A 15,912-nucleotide genomic window follows, 5' to 3' on the forward strand; every position below is an offset into this window, starting at 1 on the left:
CAGCGTCCTTCGACGGCCCTGAGACAACCCATGTCGGCCAGCACCAGCGCAATCGCGCTGCCAGGTGACCGAGCCCTCCCTTTTGTTCATCGCATGATCTCAAAGGGTCAATCCAAAGCCCGCCTCGACGGCATCCCGGATGCCATAATATTATCCAAAATCGCATCCGCGGTTTCGGAAAAATGCTCCGGGCCGGGGACGAGCTTTCATGATGTAATAAGAATGCATTTCCGGCTTTCGATTGCAAGGGGCCAAGTGCCCGCAACTACAACGAAAATCGGCTCCTCCCAAATGTTCGGTTCCCTCCCTTCCATGTCGGTGACCGTTTCGTAAAAAAGGCCGCGATTCCCTCCGCGGCCTCCGGCGTTTCCCATGTATCGGCAAGACGGGTGAGCGTCATGTCTATCACCGCCTCGTCGATGGGTGCGCCCAGCGCATGAACCAGCCGCTTGGAAGCGGCGACTGCTGCGGGGGCAGTGGAAAAATAGGGTTTGATCTCTGCTTCGACCGCCGCATCGAGCGCTTCCGCCTCGACCACTTCGTGCAGGAGGCCGATATGCCGCGCCTCTCCGGCGTCGAACAGCCGCGCCGAGGTAAACATGCGCAGCGCATGGGCCTCGCCGATGCGCGCCACCACATAAGGACTGATGGTTGCGGGAATGAGGCCGAGTTTTGTCTCCGTCAGCCCGAAACGCGCATCGGAAACGCCGATTGCCGCATCGCAGACGCTGATCAGGCCGACGCCGCCGCCATAGGCCTGCCCGTTGACGCGCCCGATCAGCGGTTTCGGCAGGTCGCGCAGCGCCTTCAGCATCAAGGCAAGCTTTCGAGCCTCCTCAATGCGCTGTTCCCGCGTGGCCTTCACCTGTTCCTGCATCCAGCCAAGATCGCCGCCCGCGCAAAAACTGGCTCCCGCTCCGGTTAGCACCACGATGCGGACGGCTTCATTGTCGCCCAGATGCAGCGCTGCCGTGGTCAGTTCATCAATCATCAAGCCAGACAAGGCATTGTGCTGATCGGGTCGGTTCAGCGTAAGTGTAGCCACGCCACGGTCATCAATCTCTATCTGAAGAGTTTCAAACGCGCTCATGCAGCTTTATCCTGACGCAGCGCTTGCGCGAAAAGCGCCGCCGACTTCAGCTTTTCCAGATCGAGACCGGTCTCAAAGCCAAGATCGCGCAGCATTTCAGCAACCAGCACCGTATCGACATTGCCCTTCGCACCCGGCGCAAAAGGACAGCCGCCGAGACCACCGACAGAAGCGTCGAATACGCGTAGGCCTTTTTCGAGGCTGACGCGAATATTGTCGAGCGCGCGTCCGCCGGTATCGTGATAATGCCCGGCCAGACTATGCGCCGGTGCAATGGCCAGCACCGCATCCAGCATGGCGGCGACCTTTTCCGGCGTGCCGCGCCCGATCGTGTCGCCAAGACTGACTTCATAACAACCGAGTGAGAAAAGCTGTTCGGTCACATCGGCTACCGCCTGCGGCGCCACCGGCCCATCATAGGGGCATTCGACCACGCAACTGACATAGCCGCGCACCGCAAGCCCGTCATTGATGGCAGCACCAATCACCGGCGAAAGCCGCTCGATGCTTTCGGCAATCGTGCAATTGATATTGGCCTTGGAAAAGCCTTCGGAAGCCGAAATGAAAATTGCGACTTCGTCGGCATTTGCGGCAACAGCGGCTTCATAGCCTTTCATATTGGGCACGAGCACCGAATAGCGCACATTGTTGGCGCGGTGGATACCGGCCATGACCTGGGCAGCGTCGGCCAGTTGCGGCACCCATCTGGGGCTGACGAAACTCGTCGCCTCGATACGAGAATAGCCGCAATCCGACAGGCGGTCGATCAGCGCGATCTTGTCGGCGGTCGGCACAAAACGCTTTTCGTTTTGCAGGCCGTCACGCGCTGCCATTTCGACGATTTCAACACGTTCAGCCATGTTCTTCCTCCAACGCCACCAACAGCACCCCTTCGCTGACCTGATCGCCTGCCGCGACCGTCACGGACGAGACCTTACCGTCTCGCGGCGCGGTCAGCGAAAGCTCCATCTTCATCGCTTCCATCGTCACCAGCGGATCGCCTTTGGCGACGCTCGAACCTTCAACAATGGACACAAGCGCTACCCGCCCCGGCATGGGGGCACGAATATGGCTTTGGCTAGCGCCTTCCTCTTCCGCACCGACGGACTGCACATAGTGAAATATGGTGTCGCGGCCATGAAGTTGCACGGTCACATCGTGACCGATGCGCTTGACCGAGGCTTGTCCCGCATGGCCATCGACAACAAAACGAACCAGCCCGTTTTCATGCGAGCGGATTTCCAGATCGCCAAAGGCGAAGCCGAAGCGCCTGTCGCTCTTGGTCGCGAAACTGACCGTTCGGTGTTCGCCGTGATGATCCAGCAGGATCGAACGTGACGCCTCGCCCCAGAGCCTGAAACCGCGCAGGCTTGTCCATGGGTCGTCTTTGACAGGCGCATCCAGAAGATCGAGCGCGCCAAGTGCTGCCAGTGCAAAAGCCACATCAGACGGCTTTTCACCTTCAAACAGCGCCACCGTCTCGCGGGCGATCAGGCCGGTATCGACATCGCCAGCGCGGAAAGCTTCGAGATTGCAGAGCGCCGACAGGAACTGGCGATTTGTAACCAGCCCGGCAATGCGGGTTTCACCGAGCGCCGCATCGAGCCGGTTCAGCGCCTCATCCCGCGTTGCGCCATGGGCGATGATCTTGGCAATCATCGGATCGTAAAATGGCGTGATGGTATCGCCGCCGCGCACTCCGGAATCGACGCGGGCATTTTCGGGTGGTGCGAACAAGGCAAACCTGCCCGTGGCGGGCAGAAAATCCCGCGCCGGATCTTCGGCATATAGCCGCGCCTCGAACGCCCAGCCATGAATGGCCAACTCGTCCTGACGCTTCGGCAAAACCTCGCCCGACGCCACGCGCAATTGCCATTCGACCAGATCAAGCCCGGTGATGGCTTCCGTCACCGGATGTTCGACCTGCAATCGCGTGTTCATTTCCATGAAGAAGAAGCGGTCAGCGCGAAGCCCTTCCGACACATCGGCGATAAATTCCACCGTGCCCGCGCCGCAATAGCCAATAGCTTCAGCCGCCTTCACCGCCGCCTCACCCATGGCAGCGCGCATATCCGGCGTCATGCCGGGAGCTGGCGCTTCCTCGATCACCTTCTGGTGGCGGCGTTGCAGCGAGCAATCGCGCTCGAACAGATGCACGACATTGCCGTGGCTGTCGCCAAAGACCTGCACCTCGATATGGCGCGGCTTGGTCATGTATTTTTCGATCAGCACCGCGCCATCACCGAATGAGGCCTCCGCCTCGCGCCGCGCACTGTCGAGTGCGGCGGCAAAATCAGCCGCCTGATCGACCCGGCGCATGCCCTTGCCGCCGCCGCCTGCCCGCGCCTTGATCAGTACCGGATAGCCGATTACGTCTGCTTCGCTTTTGAGAAAGGCGCTGTCCTGATCATCGCCATGATAACCTGGCACGACAGGCACGCCTGCTTTCTGCATCAGTGCCTTGGCGGCATCCTTCAGCCCCATGGCGCGAATGGCATTGGCTGAGGGGCCGATAAAGACAAGCCCCGCAGCTTCCATTGCGTCCACAAAAGCCGGATTTTCGGATAGAAAACCGTAGCCCGGATGGATCGCTTCCGCGCCAGTCTCCTTAGCCGCCTTAATAATGGCTTCAATATTGAGATAGCTTTGCGCCGATGGTGCCGGGCCGACACGCACCGCCTCGTCGGCATGTTCGACATGCAGCGCATGAGCGTCCGCATCGGAATAGACCGCGACGGTAGCAATGCCCAATTCACGCGCCGACCGGATAACCCGGCAGGCGATTTCTCCGCGATTGGCAATCAGTATCTTTTTGAACATCTGATTTGCCTCACATTCTAAACAGACCGAAACGCGTCGGCTCGACCGGCGCGTTGAGCGTTGCCGACAACGACAGCCCCAAAACCTCGCGGCTCTTGCGCGGATCGACAATGCCGTCATCCCAAAGCCGCGCCGAGGCATAGAGCGGATGGCTCTGGCGCTCGAACATTTCAAGCGTCGGGCGTTTGAACTCCGCTTCTTCTTCCGCCGACCATGTGCCGCCTGTGCGTTCGATCCCGTCGCGTTTGACGGTCGCCAGCACGCCCGCGGCCTGTTCACCGCCCATCACGGCAATGCGGCTGTTCGGCCATGTCCACAGGAAGCGCGGTGAATAGGCGCGACCCGCCATGCCGTAATTGCCCGCGCCATAGGACGCGCCGATCAGCATGGTGATTTTCGGCACGTTGGCGGTCGCCACCGCCGTCACCAGCTTTGCGCCATGCTTGGCGATGCCTTCGGCCTCATATTTGCGCCCCACCATGAAGCCGGTGATGTTTTGCAAAAACACCAACGGGACATTCCTCTGGCAGCAAAGCTCGATGAAATGCGCGCCCTTCAAGGCCGCTTCCGAAAACAACACGCCATTATTGGCCACGATGCCGACCGGCATGCCATAGACGCTGGCAAAACCGCAAACCAGCGTGGTGCCGAAACGCGCCTTGAACTCATCGAAATCGGAGCCATCGACAAGGCGTGCAATCACCTCGCGCACATCATAGGGAATACGCGTATCCGCCGAGACAACGCCCAGGATTTCTTCCGGGTCGTAAAGCGGCGCAGCACTGTCACCGCGTGCAATGAAGGAACGCTTTTCGCTGTTGAGATTGGCGGCAATGGCGCGGGCAATTTGCAGCGCATGGGCATCGTCGTTGGCGAGATGATCCGCGACACCGGAAAGACGTGTATGCACATCGCCACCGCCCAGATCTTCCGCCGTTACCACTTCGCCGGTCGCGGCTTTCACCAGTGGAGGTCCGGCCAAAAAGATCGTGCCCTGATTGCGCACGATCACCGTTTCGTCGCTCATGGCAGGCACATAAGCGCCGCCCGCCGTGCACGACCCCATGACGACAGCGACTTGCGGAATGCCCGCCGCCGACATCTGCGCCTGATTATAAAAGATGCGCCCGAAATGGTCGCGATCCGGGAAAACCTCATCCTGATTGGGCAGGTTTGCGCCACCGGAATCGACCAGATAAATGCAGGGCAGACGGTTTTCGCCCGCAATCTCCTGCGCGCGCAGATGTTTTTTCACCGTGACCGGATAATAGGTGCCGCCCTTCACCGTCGCATCGTTGCAGACGATCATGCAGTCACGACCCGACACGCGCCCGATGCCGGTGATAATGCCAGCCGAGGGCGCTGCTCCGCCATACATCCCATGTCCCGCCGTCAGCCCGACTTCCAGAAAGGGCGAACCCGGATCGAGCAATTGCGCGACACGCTCACGCGGCAGAAGTTTTCCGCGTGCAACATGGCGTTCTCTCGCCTTTTCGCCGCCACCGTCAAGCGCCATGCGCGAGGCTTCCGCCACCGTGTCAATGGCCGTCAGCATGGCCTTGCGATTGGCCTCAAAAGTGGCGCTGCGCGTCGAAATCCCGGATTTCAGAACCGGCATCAGCGCGTCTCCGCAAAGAGTTCGCGTCCGATCAGCATACGCCGTATTTCCGACGTGCCTGCACCGATCTCGTAAAGCTTGGCATCACGCAGCAGGCGTCCGGTCGGGTAGTCGTTGATATAACCGTTGCCGCCCAGCGCCTGTATCGCTTGCAAGGCCATTTGCGTGGCGTTTTCGGCCGCATAGAGAATGCAGCCTGCCGCATCCTTGCGCGTCGTCTCGCCCCGGTCACAGCTTGCCGCGACCGCGTAAACATAAGCGCGGGAGGCATTGAACAGCACATACATATCGGCAAGCTTGCCCTGCATGAGCTGGAATTCGCCAATCGGCTGGTCGAACTGTTTTCGCTCATGCACATAGGGTATCACGACATCAAGACACGCCGCCATGATGCCGAGCGGTCCACCGGCCAGCACCACACGCTCGTAATCGAGGCCGGACATCAGCACATTGACGCCGCGCCCCTCTTCGCCGAGCAGGTTTTCGACTGGCACTTCGCAATTCTCGAACACCAGTTCGCAGGTGTTGGAGCCGCGCATACCGAGCTTGTCGAGTTTTTGCGCAGTCGAGAACCCCTTGAAGCCTTTTTCGACCAGAAAGGCGCTGATACCGCGCGGACCTGCCGCCGGATCGGTCTTGGCATAGACCACCAGCACATCGGCATCGGGGCCGTTGGTGATCCACATCTTGTTACCGTTGAGAATATAGCGGTCGCCCTGCTTTTTGGCGTGAAGCTTCATCGACACGACGTCGGAACCGGCCCCCGGCTCGGACATGGCAAGCGCGCCGACATGCTCGCCGGAAATAAGCTTTGGCAGATATTTTTCGCGTTGCGCGGGCGAACCGTTGCGGGTGATCTGGTTGACGCAGAGATTGGAATGCGCGCCATAGCTGAGGCCGATGGAGGCAGAAGCGCGGCTGATTTCTTCCATCGCCACGCAATGCCCCAGATAGCCAAGCCCCGCACCGCCAAAATCTTCCGGCGCAGTGACGCCCAGCACGCCAAGTTCACCCAGTTCACGCCACAAATGCATGGGAAATGCGTTATCGCGATCGGTTTGCGCGGCCAGCGGCGCAATGCGGCTTTCCGCGAAACGGCGCACCGTATCGCGCAGGGCTTCGATCTCCTCGCCAAGACCGAAATTCATGCCCCCCACATTTTGGCCCGATGCAAACATACTCGTCCTCCACAAGTTCTGCCGGCAGCCATCGCTTGCGCGATGGTTATGATCCGGTCAGAGTGTCCCGTGGCGGTCAAATAGGCAATGGGGTTGCGCGGCTTTCTGTGGCTATTTATTACCGGTTGACGAAATTTTATTTCGCGATGTTTTGAACGTCAGTTCTCCTGAAGTTCGACAAGATCGCGATAAAGGTCCAGCGCTTCCGGGTTGGCCAGCGCCTCGCGGTTCTTCACCGCACGTCCATGCACGATATCACGTACCGCAAGCTCGACAATCTTGCCCGACTTGGTGCGCGGAATATCCTTCACCGCCACGATTTTTGCGGGCACATGGCGCGGCGTCGCGCCGGTACGGATTTTTGTCTTGATGCGCGCTTTCAGATCGTCATCGAGCGCAACACCTTCCGCCAGCCGCACGAACAGCACCACGCGCACGTCATTGTCCCAATCCTGCCCGATGCATAGCGCCTCGGCCACTTCCGGCATCTGCTCGACCTGATTATAGATCTCCGCCGTACCGATCCGCACCCCGCCCGGATTGAGCGTGGCATCGGAACGGCCATGGATCACGATGCCGTCATGCTCTGTCCATTCGGCGAAATCACCATGGCACCAGATATTGTCGAAACGCTCGAAATAAGCCGCCTGATATTTTACGTTTTCCGGATCGTTCCAGAATTGCAGCGGCATGCACGGAAATGCCTTCGTGCAGACCAGTTCGCCCTTTTGTCCGCGCACCGGCTTGCCGTCATCGTCCCAGACATCGACGGCCATGCCAAGCCCCGCGCCTTGAATCTCGCCCTGCCAGACCGGTTCGGTCGGCACGCCCAGCACGAAGCAGGAGACAATATCCGTGCCGCCGGAAATAGAGGCCAGATGCACGTCCGGTTTGATCGCCTCATAGACGAAAGCAAAGCCTTCCGGCGACAGGGGTGAACCGGTGGAGGAAATGGTGCGTAGCGCCGACAGATCATGCGTCTGCCCCGGCTTCAAACCGGCTTTCAGCACCGCATCGATGAATTTGGCGGAGGTGCCGAAATAGGTCATGCGCTCGGAGGCCGCATAATCGAACAGAACATTGCCGTCGGGATAGAAGGGCGAGCCGTCATAGAGCAGCAGCGTCGCGCCCGACGCGATGCCGGAAGCGAGCCAGTTCCACATCATCCAGCCGCAGGTGGTGAAATAGAAAAAGCGGTCGCCCTCGCGTAAGTCCGCATGAAGGCGATGTTCCTTCAGATGCTGTAACAGCACCCCGCCCGCACGATGCACGATGCATTTCGGAATGCCGGTCGTGCCCGATGAAAACAGGATGCAGAGCGGATGATCGAAGGCGAGCCGCGTAAATGTAATCGGCTTTGCCGTGAACGGCGCAAGCGCCGCATCCAGCGCAATGCCCTTTTCGGACTTTGCCGCTATCGCCTGCGCCTCGCCCAGATAGTTCACGACCACCGCGCGTTTCAGTCCGGGCAGCTTTGCCGCAACTTCGGCAATCTTGTCGGCCACTGCGATGCGCTTGCCATTGTACCAATAACCATCGCAGGCGAAGAACAGTTTCGGCTCGATCTGGCCGAAACGGTCGAGCACGCCCTGCGCGCCGAAATCCGGCGAACAGGACGACCAGACCGCGCCAATCGAGCTTGCCGCCAGCATCAGCGCCACCGCTTCCGGCATATTGGGCATCATGCCCGCCACGCGGTCGCCGGGCTCCACGCCCTCAGCCAGCATGAATTGCTGGAGTTTTGAGACCAGCGTGTGGAGATCATCCCATGTCAGGCGGCGTTCGACCTTGTCCTCGCCACGAAAGACAATCGCCTCCTCCCGGCCTTTGTGGCGCAGCAGGTTTTCCGCAAAATTGAGCTTGGCTTCGGGGAAGAATTTCGCCGCACGCATATGGCCTTCATCGACCAGCGCCTTGCTGCCGCGCTCGCCGATGACGTCGCAGAAATCCCAGATAAGCGTCCAGAAGCCCGCGCGATCCTCGACCGACCAGCGGTGCAAAGCCGCATAATCCGGCAGGCTCAGCCCCGTGCGCTGTTCGGCGCGAATACGAAACTGCTCCAGATTGCAGGCCGCTATGCGCTTTGCATCGGGCTGCCACAATGGGTGGTCGTGCGAAAACTGCGTGGAGACTGCGTTGGTGCTCATCGTTCCTCCCGATAACGGTATGAAGCCGATCCTCTCCCGACGGCTTCGATACGGGTTTCTAAAGCATAATCCGGCGGGAAGAAACGCTGATCGACAAAATTTACCGCCCGCCGGAAATTTCGGCGCAGCCAGCCGCTTTTCGATTCAGATTCTGGTCAGATTCTGAAAGGCTCATGCGGAACCGACGCCCGCTATGTCCGCCCGCAAAACTGTGCGCCAAATGGACAGCGTCGCCAGATCATCCGGCGAATATCGCCGGATTTTCATTTGATGAAACTTGAAGGAAATTTGGTGGAGCCAAGCGGGATCGAACCGCTGACCTCCTGCATGCCATGCAGGCGCTCTCCCAGCTGAGCTATGGCCCCATCGAACCTCTTGCGAGGTGCGTCAGGCAGGACTTTCTGCCCGGTGTGGCGGCTTATTAAATGGCGTTTGCCAGAAGATCAAGAGCTAAATCGCAACTCTTTTCACATCTGCCAAAAATAATTCACAGATCGCTCCGCTCCGGCTTGCAGCCGGTTGCCGGCAATCCCAAAACGCGACAGGGCGACCCGAAGGCCGCCCTGGAAATGCGAGAATTGTCAGAGGGTATCCGTGAAACGGATCAGCTTTCTTCGTCGTCGCCGCCGACGCCGCCGCCCAGAATGCCCGACATATCGTCGTCATCGTCTTCCTCTTCTTCGAGGAAGGTGTCCTCATCGTCGTCGCCGATATCCACATCGTCGTCGATATCCGGCAGATCTTCACCGCCCTTGGTTTCCTCGTCGGCGTCTTCGAGCGAGACGAATTCCGGCTTTTCGAGCGCCGTATCCAGTTCTTCCTCTTCGGTTTCCTCTTCAACGACGCGGCTGTCCAGCGTGGCGTCGAAATAGGAACGGGGATAGGAAATGCCGGTATAAGGCGAAACGATCGGATCGCGATTGAGATCGTAAAATTTCTTGCCCGTTTCCGGGTCGATACGCTTGGTACCAAGTTCAGCTTTTGCCACGTCTAGCCTCGTCAATTGACCGGGGACACAAATTCATAAAACCGCGCCGAAATGCTTGTCTGTAAGCCCGGACCCCATCACCATGCTATTCCATCGGGCATATGGCAAGGGCGATCCGTGAGCGCGTTTATAGTGTTGTTCCGGTGCATAAACGCAATTTGGCGCGTTTGTCAAAGCCAAACGCATCACCACACGCAGACTCTTGGTTCTTCGTGTCGCCCGCGCCGCTTATTCACGGATGACCATACAATATTACTATGCTAGGGAAATCCCGCTTATCTCTCAATCCCGGCGCGAGCCGCGCCAAAAATGTGACTGCGAAAATTCATGTCCCATTCCGCATCCCCGAAACCCGCAACCGCCCGCCGCTCGGAGGCTCTGGTCGGCGAAATCCGTATTCCGGGCGACAAGTCCATCTCGCACCGTTCCTTCATGTTCGGGGGCCTTGCTTCGGGTGAAACCCGCATCACCGGCCTGCTGGAAGGCGAGGACGTCATCAATACCGGCCGCGCCATGCAGGCCATGGGTGCGAAAATCCGCAAGGATGGCGACGTCTGGATCATCGATGGCGTTGGAAACGGCTGCCTGCTGGAACCGGAAGCGCCGCTCGACTTCGGCAATGCGGGAACCGGCGCCCGCCTTACCATGGGTCTGGTCGGCACCTATGACATGAAGACCTCGTTTATCGGCGACGCCTCGCTGTCGAAGCGCCCGATGGGCCGCGTGCTGAACCCGTTGCGCGAAATGGGCGTACAGGTGGAAGCAGCCGATGGCGACCGTATGCCGCTGACGCTGATCGGCCCCAGGACAGCCAATCCGATCACCTATCGCGTGCCGATGGCATCCGCGCAGGTGAAATCCGCCGTGCTGCTCGCCGGTCTCAACACGCCGGGCGTCACCACCGTCGTCGAACCGGTCATGACGCGCGACCATACGGAAAAGATGCTACAGGGCTTCGGCGCCGACCTGACGGTTGAAACCGACAAGGATGGCGTGCGCCATATCCGCATCGCCGGACAGGGCAAGCTGGCCGGTCAGGTGATCGACGTGCCGGGCGACCCCTCCTCGACCGCTTTCCCGCTCGTCGCCGCCCTTCTGGTCGAAGGTTCGGACGTCACCATTCGCAACGTCCTGATGAACCCGACCCGCACCGGCCTCATTCTCACATTGCAGGAAATGGGCGCGGATATCGAAGTGCTCAACGAACGTCTCGCGGGCGGCGAGGATGTCGCCGACCTGCGCGTAAGATCGTCGGACCTCAAGGGCGTCACGGTTCCGCCGGACCGCGCGCCCTCGATGATCGACGAATATCCGGTGCTGGCCGTCGCCGCTTCCTTTGCCGAAGGCGAGACGATCATGGACGGCCTCGACGAATTGCGCGTGAAGGAATCGGATCGTCTGGCCGCAGTCGCGCGCGGTCTCGAAGCCAATGGTGTCGATTGCACCGAAGGCGAGATGTCGCTGACGGTGCGCGGTCGTCCGGGCGGCAAGGGCTTGGGCGGCGGCACGGTCGCAACCCATCTCGATCACCGCATCGCCATGAGCTTCCTCGTCATGGGGCTGGCCTCCGAAAAACCTGTCACGGTCGACGACAGCAACATGATCGCCACCTCGTTCCCCGAATTCATGACCATGATGCCGGATCTGGGCGCGAAAATCGAACCGGGCGCAGCAGAATGAGGCCGTTCATCGTCGCCATCGACGGACCGGCCGCCTCGGGCAAGGGAACCCTTGCCCGGCGCATCGCCACCCATTACGGGATGCCGCATCTGGATACGGGCCTGACCTATCGCGCCGTCGCCAAGGCTTTGCTCGACAAGGGCCTGCCGCTCGATGACGAGCCTCTGGCGACCGATGCCGCCCGTCATCTCGACCTCATCGCCATGGACAAGGCCGTGCTTTCCGCGCACGATATCGGCGAGGCGGCGTCGAAGGTTGCCGTCATGCCCGCCGTGCGGCGCGCGCTTGTCGAGGCACAGCGCAGTTTCGCCAATGCGCTTCCCTCAAGCGTTCTCGACGGGCGCGATATCGGCACGGTCGTCTGCCCCGATGCGGCGATCAAGCTCTTCGTCACGGCATCGCCGGAAGTGCGCGCCGGACGCCGCCATGAGGAGATCGTGGCGCGGGGTGAACAGGCTGATCTCGCCGAAATTCTGGCCGATCTGAAAAAGCGGGACGCGCGCGACACGAACCGTATCGACTCGCCGCTCCGCCCCGCGCAAGACGCGCACTTGCTTGATACGAGCGAAATGAGTATAGAAGCGGCATTTCTAGCGGCAAAAAAGCTGATCGATCACGCTTTTGCGCAGCATCGGGGATGATCCGGCAAGTTTTCAAGCTTCAGCTTTTTAAGCTTTCCGGGCCTCATTATGCCTCGAAAAGCTGGATTATCGTGAGTTCGGACCTATATAGGCTGCACTCATACTGAAAAGCCTGACTTCGCGTTCCACGCGCCGGTTGTCTGCAAAGACGGGGCCGAGGTCGGGCATAACGCAACACTAACCCCCGGCGCCGCATCCGATGAATTTTCCGGATGCATTCAGGAGCATTCATGTCAGAACTCAACCCATCCCGCGCAGATTTCGAATCTCTGCTGGCAGAATCCTTTGCCCAGAACGATCTCGCTGAAGGCTATGTCGTCAAGGGCCGCATCGTGGCCATTGAAAAGGACATGGCGATCATCGACGCCGGTCTGAAGGTCGAAGGCCGCGTGCCGCTGAAGGAATTCGGCGCCAAGGGCAAAGACGGCACGCTGAAGCCGGGCGATGAAGTGGAAGTTTATGTCGAGCGCATCGAAAACGCTCTCGGCGAAGCCGTCCTGTCGCGCGAAAAAGCCCGCCGTGAAGAAAGCTGGGTCAAGCTGGAACAGAAGTTCGCCAATGGCGAGCGCGTCGACGGCGTCATCTTCAACCAGGTCAAGGGTGGTTTCACCGTCGATCTGGACGGTGCCGTTGCCTTCCTGCCGCGTTCGCAGGTCGACATCCGTCCGATCCGCGACGTCACCCCGCTCATGCACGTCCCGCAACCCTTCGAAATCCTCAAGATGGACAAGCGCCGCGGCAACATCGTTGTCTCGCGTCGTACCGTTCTTGAAGAGAGCCGTGCGGAACAGCGTTCGGAAATCGTCCAGAACCTCGAAGAGGGTCAGGTCGTTGAAGGCGTCGTCAAGAACATCACCGATTACGGTGCGTTCGTCGACCTCGGCGGCATCGACGGTCTGCTGCACGTCACCGACATGGCATGGCGTCGCGTGAACCATCCGTCGGAAATCCTCTCCATCGGCCAGACGGTCAAGGTGCAGATCATCCGCATCAACCAGGAAACCCATCGTATCTCGCTCGGCATGAAGCAGCTCGAGAGCGATCCGTGGGATGGCATCGGCGCGAAGTACCCGATCGGCAAAAAGATCGCCGGCACCGTCACGAACATCACCGATTACGGTGCGTTCGTCGAAATCGAGCCGGGCATCGAAGGCCTCATCCACGTTTCCGAAATGTCGTGGACCAAGAAGAATGTCCATCCGGGCAAGATTCTTTCCACCACGCAGGAAGTCGAAGTCGTTGTGCTCGAAGTTGATCCGGTCAAGCGCCGTATCTCGCTCGGCCTCAAGCAGACCCTCGACAATCCGTGGACGACGTTTGCCCAGAAGTATCCGCAGGGCACCGTTGTTGAAGGTGAAGTCAAGAACAAGACCGAATTCGGCCTGTTCATCGGCCTCGACGGCGACGTTGACGGCATGGTTCACCTCTCCGACCTCGACTGGAACCGTCCGGGCGAACAGGTCATCGAAGAGTACAACAAGGGTGAAGTCGTCAAGGCTGTCGTTCTCGATGTCGATATCGACAAGGAACGCATCTCGCTCGGCATCAAGCAGCTTTCCGGCGACAAGGTTGGCGAAGCAGCCGCTTCCGGCGAACTGCGCAAGAACGCCGTTGTCACCGTCGAAGTGACCGCGGTTACCGATGGCGGCCTGGAAGTTCGTCTGATCGATCACGACCTCGACAGCTTCATCCGTCGCTCGGATCTGTCGCGCGATCGCGAAGAGCAGCGTCCGGAACGCTTCACGGTCGGTCAGAAGGTCGACGCCCGCGTCATCGCCTTCGACAAGAAGACCCGCAAGCTTCAGGTCTCGATCAAGGCGCTCGAAATCGCCGAAGAAAAGGAAGCTGTTGCCCAGTACGGTTCGACCGACTCGGGCGCTTCGCTCGGCGACATCCTCGGCGCCGCTCTGAAGAAGCAGGAAAAGAACTAATCTTTTCCGGTTTCGACCGAACATGGAAAAGCCCGCCATCCGGCGGGCTTTTTCTTTGATTGCAATTGTCCAGGGCTGAATGTTTCCCGCCACAGGCTCTCAGGTATCCGGCGGTGACTGCGTCTCTACCTTCTCCAGTATGTCCTCGCGCTGTTCCGGCGTCAGGTGATCGAGAAAAAGCACACCGTTCATATGATCGATCTCGTGCTGGAAGCAGGTAGCCAGAATGCCATCGGCGTCGAGCCTGCACTTTTCTCCCTCAATATCCGTATAGGCAATCGTGACCCGCGCGGGACGTGAGACGGACCCACGATAGGAAGCGCCGACCGACAGACAGCCCTCGTCGTAACTGCTTCTTTCCCCGGAGGCGGCGATGATTTCGGGATTGATGGCGATGATGGGCTTGCGCTCGCCATTGCGATATTCGACATCGACGGTGGTCATGCGCAGAAGCCGCCCGACCTGCACGGCGGCAAGGCCCGCGCCGGACGCCTCATACATCGTTTCAAGCATATCGCGCGCAAGCTGGCGGATGCCGTCATCGATGGTTTCGACGGGCAGGGATACTTTCCGCAGAAGCGGGTCGGGGATCATGGTAAGCGGCAACAGGGCCATGGCAACCTCTCATATTTTGGCTTGCCGCATCCCACCATGTTCTCAAACCCGCAACAATCGCAATTTTTTCGGGTTCGGTCGTGCCATCAGGCAATGTTCAGCACATGGATAAGCCCGAGGCTGATGAGGCCGAGCGCCAGAAGCGAGAGAATGGCCGTCAACGTCACACGGCCACCGGCGGCGGCCACCGAACGCACATCGACCCCAAGCCCCAGCGCCGCCATGGAAACGATGGTCAGGATGGTGGAGGCATACTGGATGCCGGGCAGAAGCGCGTCGGGTATCAGATGCAGCGAATGCAGCGCCATCATGCCCAGGAAGCCGAGGATGAACCATGGCACGAGTTGGAAAAAGCCGGGCTTCACATTGGCGCTCCTGTTGCCGGCAAGCAGCGCAAGCGCAAGAATGACCGGCCCCAGCATCAGCACGCGCACCAGCTTGACCAATGTGCCAAGCTGCACGCTGATGGTGGCAACGGGCGCGGTTGCGGCCAAAACCTGCGGTACGGCATAGACGGTCAATCCCGCCAGAACGCCGTATTGCGTATGCGACAGGCCCAGCAATGGCACCAGCAGCGGCAGGGTCAGCACCACGACCACGCCGAGGATCGCCGTAAATGCGATGGACGCGGCCACGTCCTCGCTTTCCGCGCCGATGACCGGCGCGGTGGCGGCAATCGCCGAATTGCCGCAGATGGAATTGCCGCAGGCGACCAGCGCCGCCATCCGGTGCGGCAGCTTCAACAGACGGCCGATCCCGTAGCTCAGCGTAATGGCCACGGCCACGACCCCGGCAATGCCGAAAATGAGGCCGGACCCCGCCGCCACGACCGCGCTGGCGCTGATCGAGGCACCCAGAAGCACCACCGCGATTTCCAGAAGAAGCTTGGCCGAAAAGCCTATCCCCTTGTTGAACCGCACGCCCGGACGCAGGAAAGTCCGCACAGCCGTGCCGAGCAGGATGGCAATCACCAGCGCTTCGAGCCAGGCCCGTCCCGCATAATGTTCCTCTATTCGCTCAAGCCCCATCGCCGCCGCTGCGACGGCGGTGCTGAGTGCAAGTCCCGGGAGGGTGTTCTGGATTTTTGAGTATGTCATTTTCGGAATTCTGGACTCTCAGGAAATATTTTCGTTTCAGATGCCCGAATCCGTCTGTTCAATCCATCTCATTATATGACATAAATCATTCGATACAATCGAACGAT

Annotated in this window: 12 protein-coding genes and 1 tRNA gene; 3 read left to right on the forward strand and 10 right to left on the reverse strand. The window is 59.8% G+C overall.

The window, feature by feature from the left end; genetic code table 11:
• Positions 1-265: 265 nt before the first annotated feature.
• The 8 genes from FHS76_RS00805 to FHS76_RS00840 form a co-directional block, all read right to left on the reverse strand.
• Entirely contained in the window at positions 266-1,090 is an 825-nt protein-coding gene (locus FHS76_RS00805; protein WP_183646655.1) for a crotonase/enoyl-CoA hydratase family protein, read from the reverse strand.
• A complete protein-coding gene (locus tag FHS76_RS00810) occupies positions 1,087-1,950 on the reverse strand; it encodes a hydroxymethylglutaryl-CoA lyase (RefSeq protein WP_183646658.1) in 864 nt (287 codons plus the stop codon). The genes FHS76_RS00805 and FHS76_RS00810 overlap by 4 nt, the downstream gene beginning before the upstream one ends.
• Positions 1,943-3,910 (reverse strand): acetyl/propionyl/methylcrotonyl-CoA carboxylase subunit alpha, encoded by a 1,968-nt coding sequence (locus FHS76_RS00815; RefSeq protein ID WP_183646661.1) that lies wholly within the window; start codon positions 3,908-3,910, stop codon positions 1,943-1,945. Before FHS76_RS00815 ends, FHS76_RS00810 begins: the two co-directional genes overlap by 8 nt.
• Positions 3,911-3,920: 10 nt before the next feature.
• A complete protein-coding gene (locus FHS76_RS00820) occupies positions 3,921-5,528 on the reverse strand; it encodes a carboxyl transferase domain-containing protein (protein WP_183646664.1) in 1,608 nt (535 codons plus the stop codon).
• Positions 5,528-6,706, reverse strand: a complete 1,179-nt coding sequence (locus tag FHS76_RS00825) for an isovaleryl-CoA dehydrogenase (protein WP_183646668.1) — start codon at positions 6,704-6,706, stop codon at positions 5,528-5,530. The genes FHS76_RS00820 and FHS76_RS00825 overlap by 1 nt, the downstream gene beginning before the upstream one ends.
• 158 nt (positions 6,707-6,864) lie before the next feature.
• Positions 6,865-8,853 carry an acetoacetate--CoA ligase gene (locus FHS76_RS00830; protein WP_183646671.1) on the reverse strand — a complete coding sequence of 663 codons (1,989 nt, stop codon included), beginning with the start codon at positions 8,851-8,853 and terminating at the stop codon, positions 6,865-6,867.
• A 289-nt stretch (positions 8,854-9,142) separates the two neighbouring features.
• Positions 9,143-9,218 (reverse strand) — tRNA-Ala (locus tag FHS76_RS00835).
• A gap of 239 nt (positions 9,219-9,457) precedes the next feature.
• Positions 9,458-9,841: a TIGR02300 family protein gene (locus FHS76_RS00840; protein WP_183646673.1), complete on the reverse strand. Its 384-nt coding sequence runs from the start codon at positions 9,839-9,841 to the stop codon at positions 9,458-9,460.
• A 327-nt stretch (positions 9,842-10,168) separates the two neighbouring features.
• Here FHS76_RS00840 and aroA point away from each other — a divergent pair, with 327 nt between their 5' ends.
• The 3 genes from aroA to rpsA all read left to right on the forward strand — a co-directional run bounded on the left by aroA (position 10,169) and on the right by rpsA (position 14,093).
• Positions 10,169-11,521, forward strand: coding sequence for a 3-phosphoshikimate 1-carboxyvinyltransferase (gene aroA / locus FHS76_RS00845; RefSeq protein WP_183646676.1), 1,353 nt, complete (start codon positions 10,169-10,171; stop codon positions 11,519-11,521).
• On the forward strand, positions 11,518-12,162 hold the full coding sequence (gene cmk / locus FHS76_RS00850) for a (d)CMP kinase (RefSeq protein ID WP_183646679.1): 645 nt from the start codon (positions 11,518-11,520) through the stop codon (positions 12,160-12,162). Before aroA ends, cmk begins: the two co-directional genes overlap by 4 nt.
• Before the next feature lie 230 nt (positions 12,163-12,392).
• Positions 12,393-14,093: a 30S ribosomal protein S1 gene (gene rpsA, locus FHS76_RS00855; RefSeq protein WP_183646682.1), complete on the forward strand. Its 1,701-nt coding sequence runs from the start codon at positions 12,393-12,395 to the stop codon at positions 14,091-14,093.
• 99 nt (positions 14,094-14,192) lie between these two features.
• Here the strand turns inward: rpsA and def are convergent, their stop codons facing one another.
• Positions 14,193-14,708 (reverse strand): peptide deformylase, encoded by a 516-nt coding sequence (gene def / locus FHS76_RS00860; RefSeq protein WP_183646685.1) that lies wholly within the window; start codon positions 14,706-14,708, stop codon positions 14,193-14,195.
• 86 nt (positions 14,709-14,794) lie between these two features.
• A complete protein-coding gene (locus tag FHS76_RS00865; protein ID WP_183646688.1) occupies positions 14,795-15,805 on the reverse strand; it encodes a YeiH family protein in 1,011 nt (336 codons plus the stop codon).
• Between the last annotated feature and the right edge of the window lie 107 nt (positions 15,806-15,912).

It is taken from the genome of Brucella daejeonensis (assembly GCF_014199265.1).
Lineage (GTDB): Bacteria > Pseudomonadota > Alphaproteobacteria > Rhizobiales > Rhizobiaceae > Brucella > Brucella daejeonensis.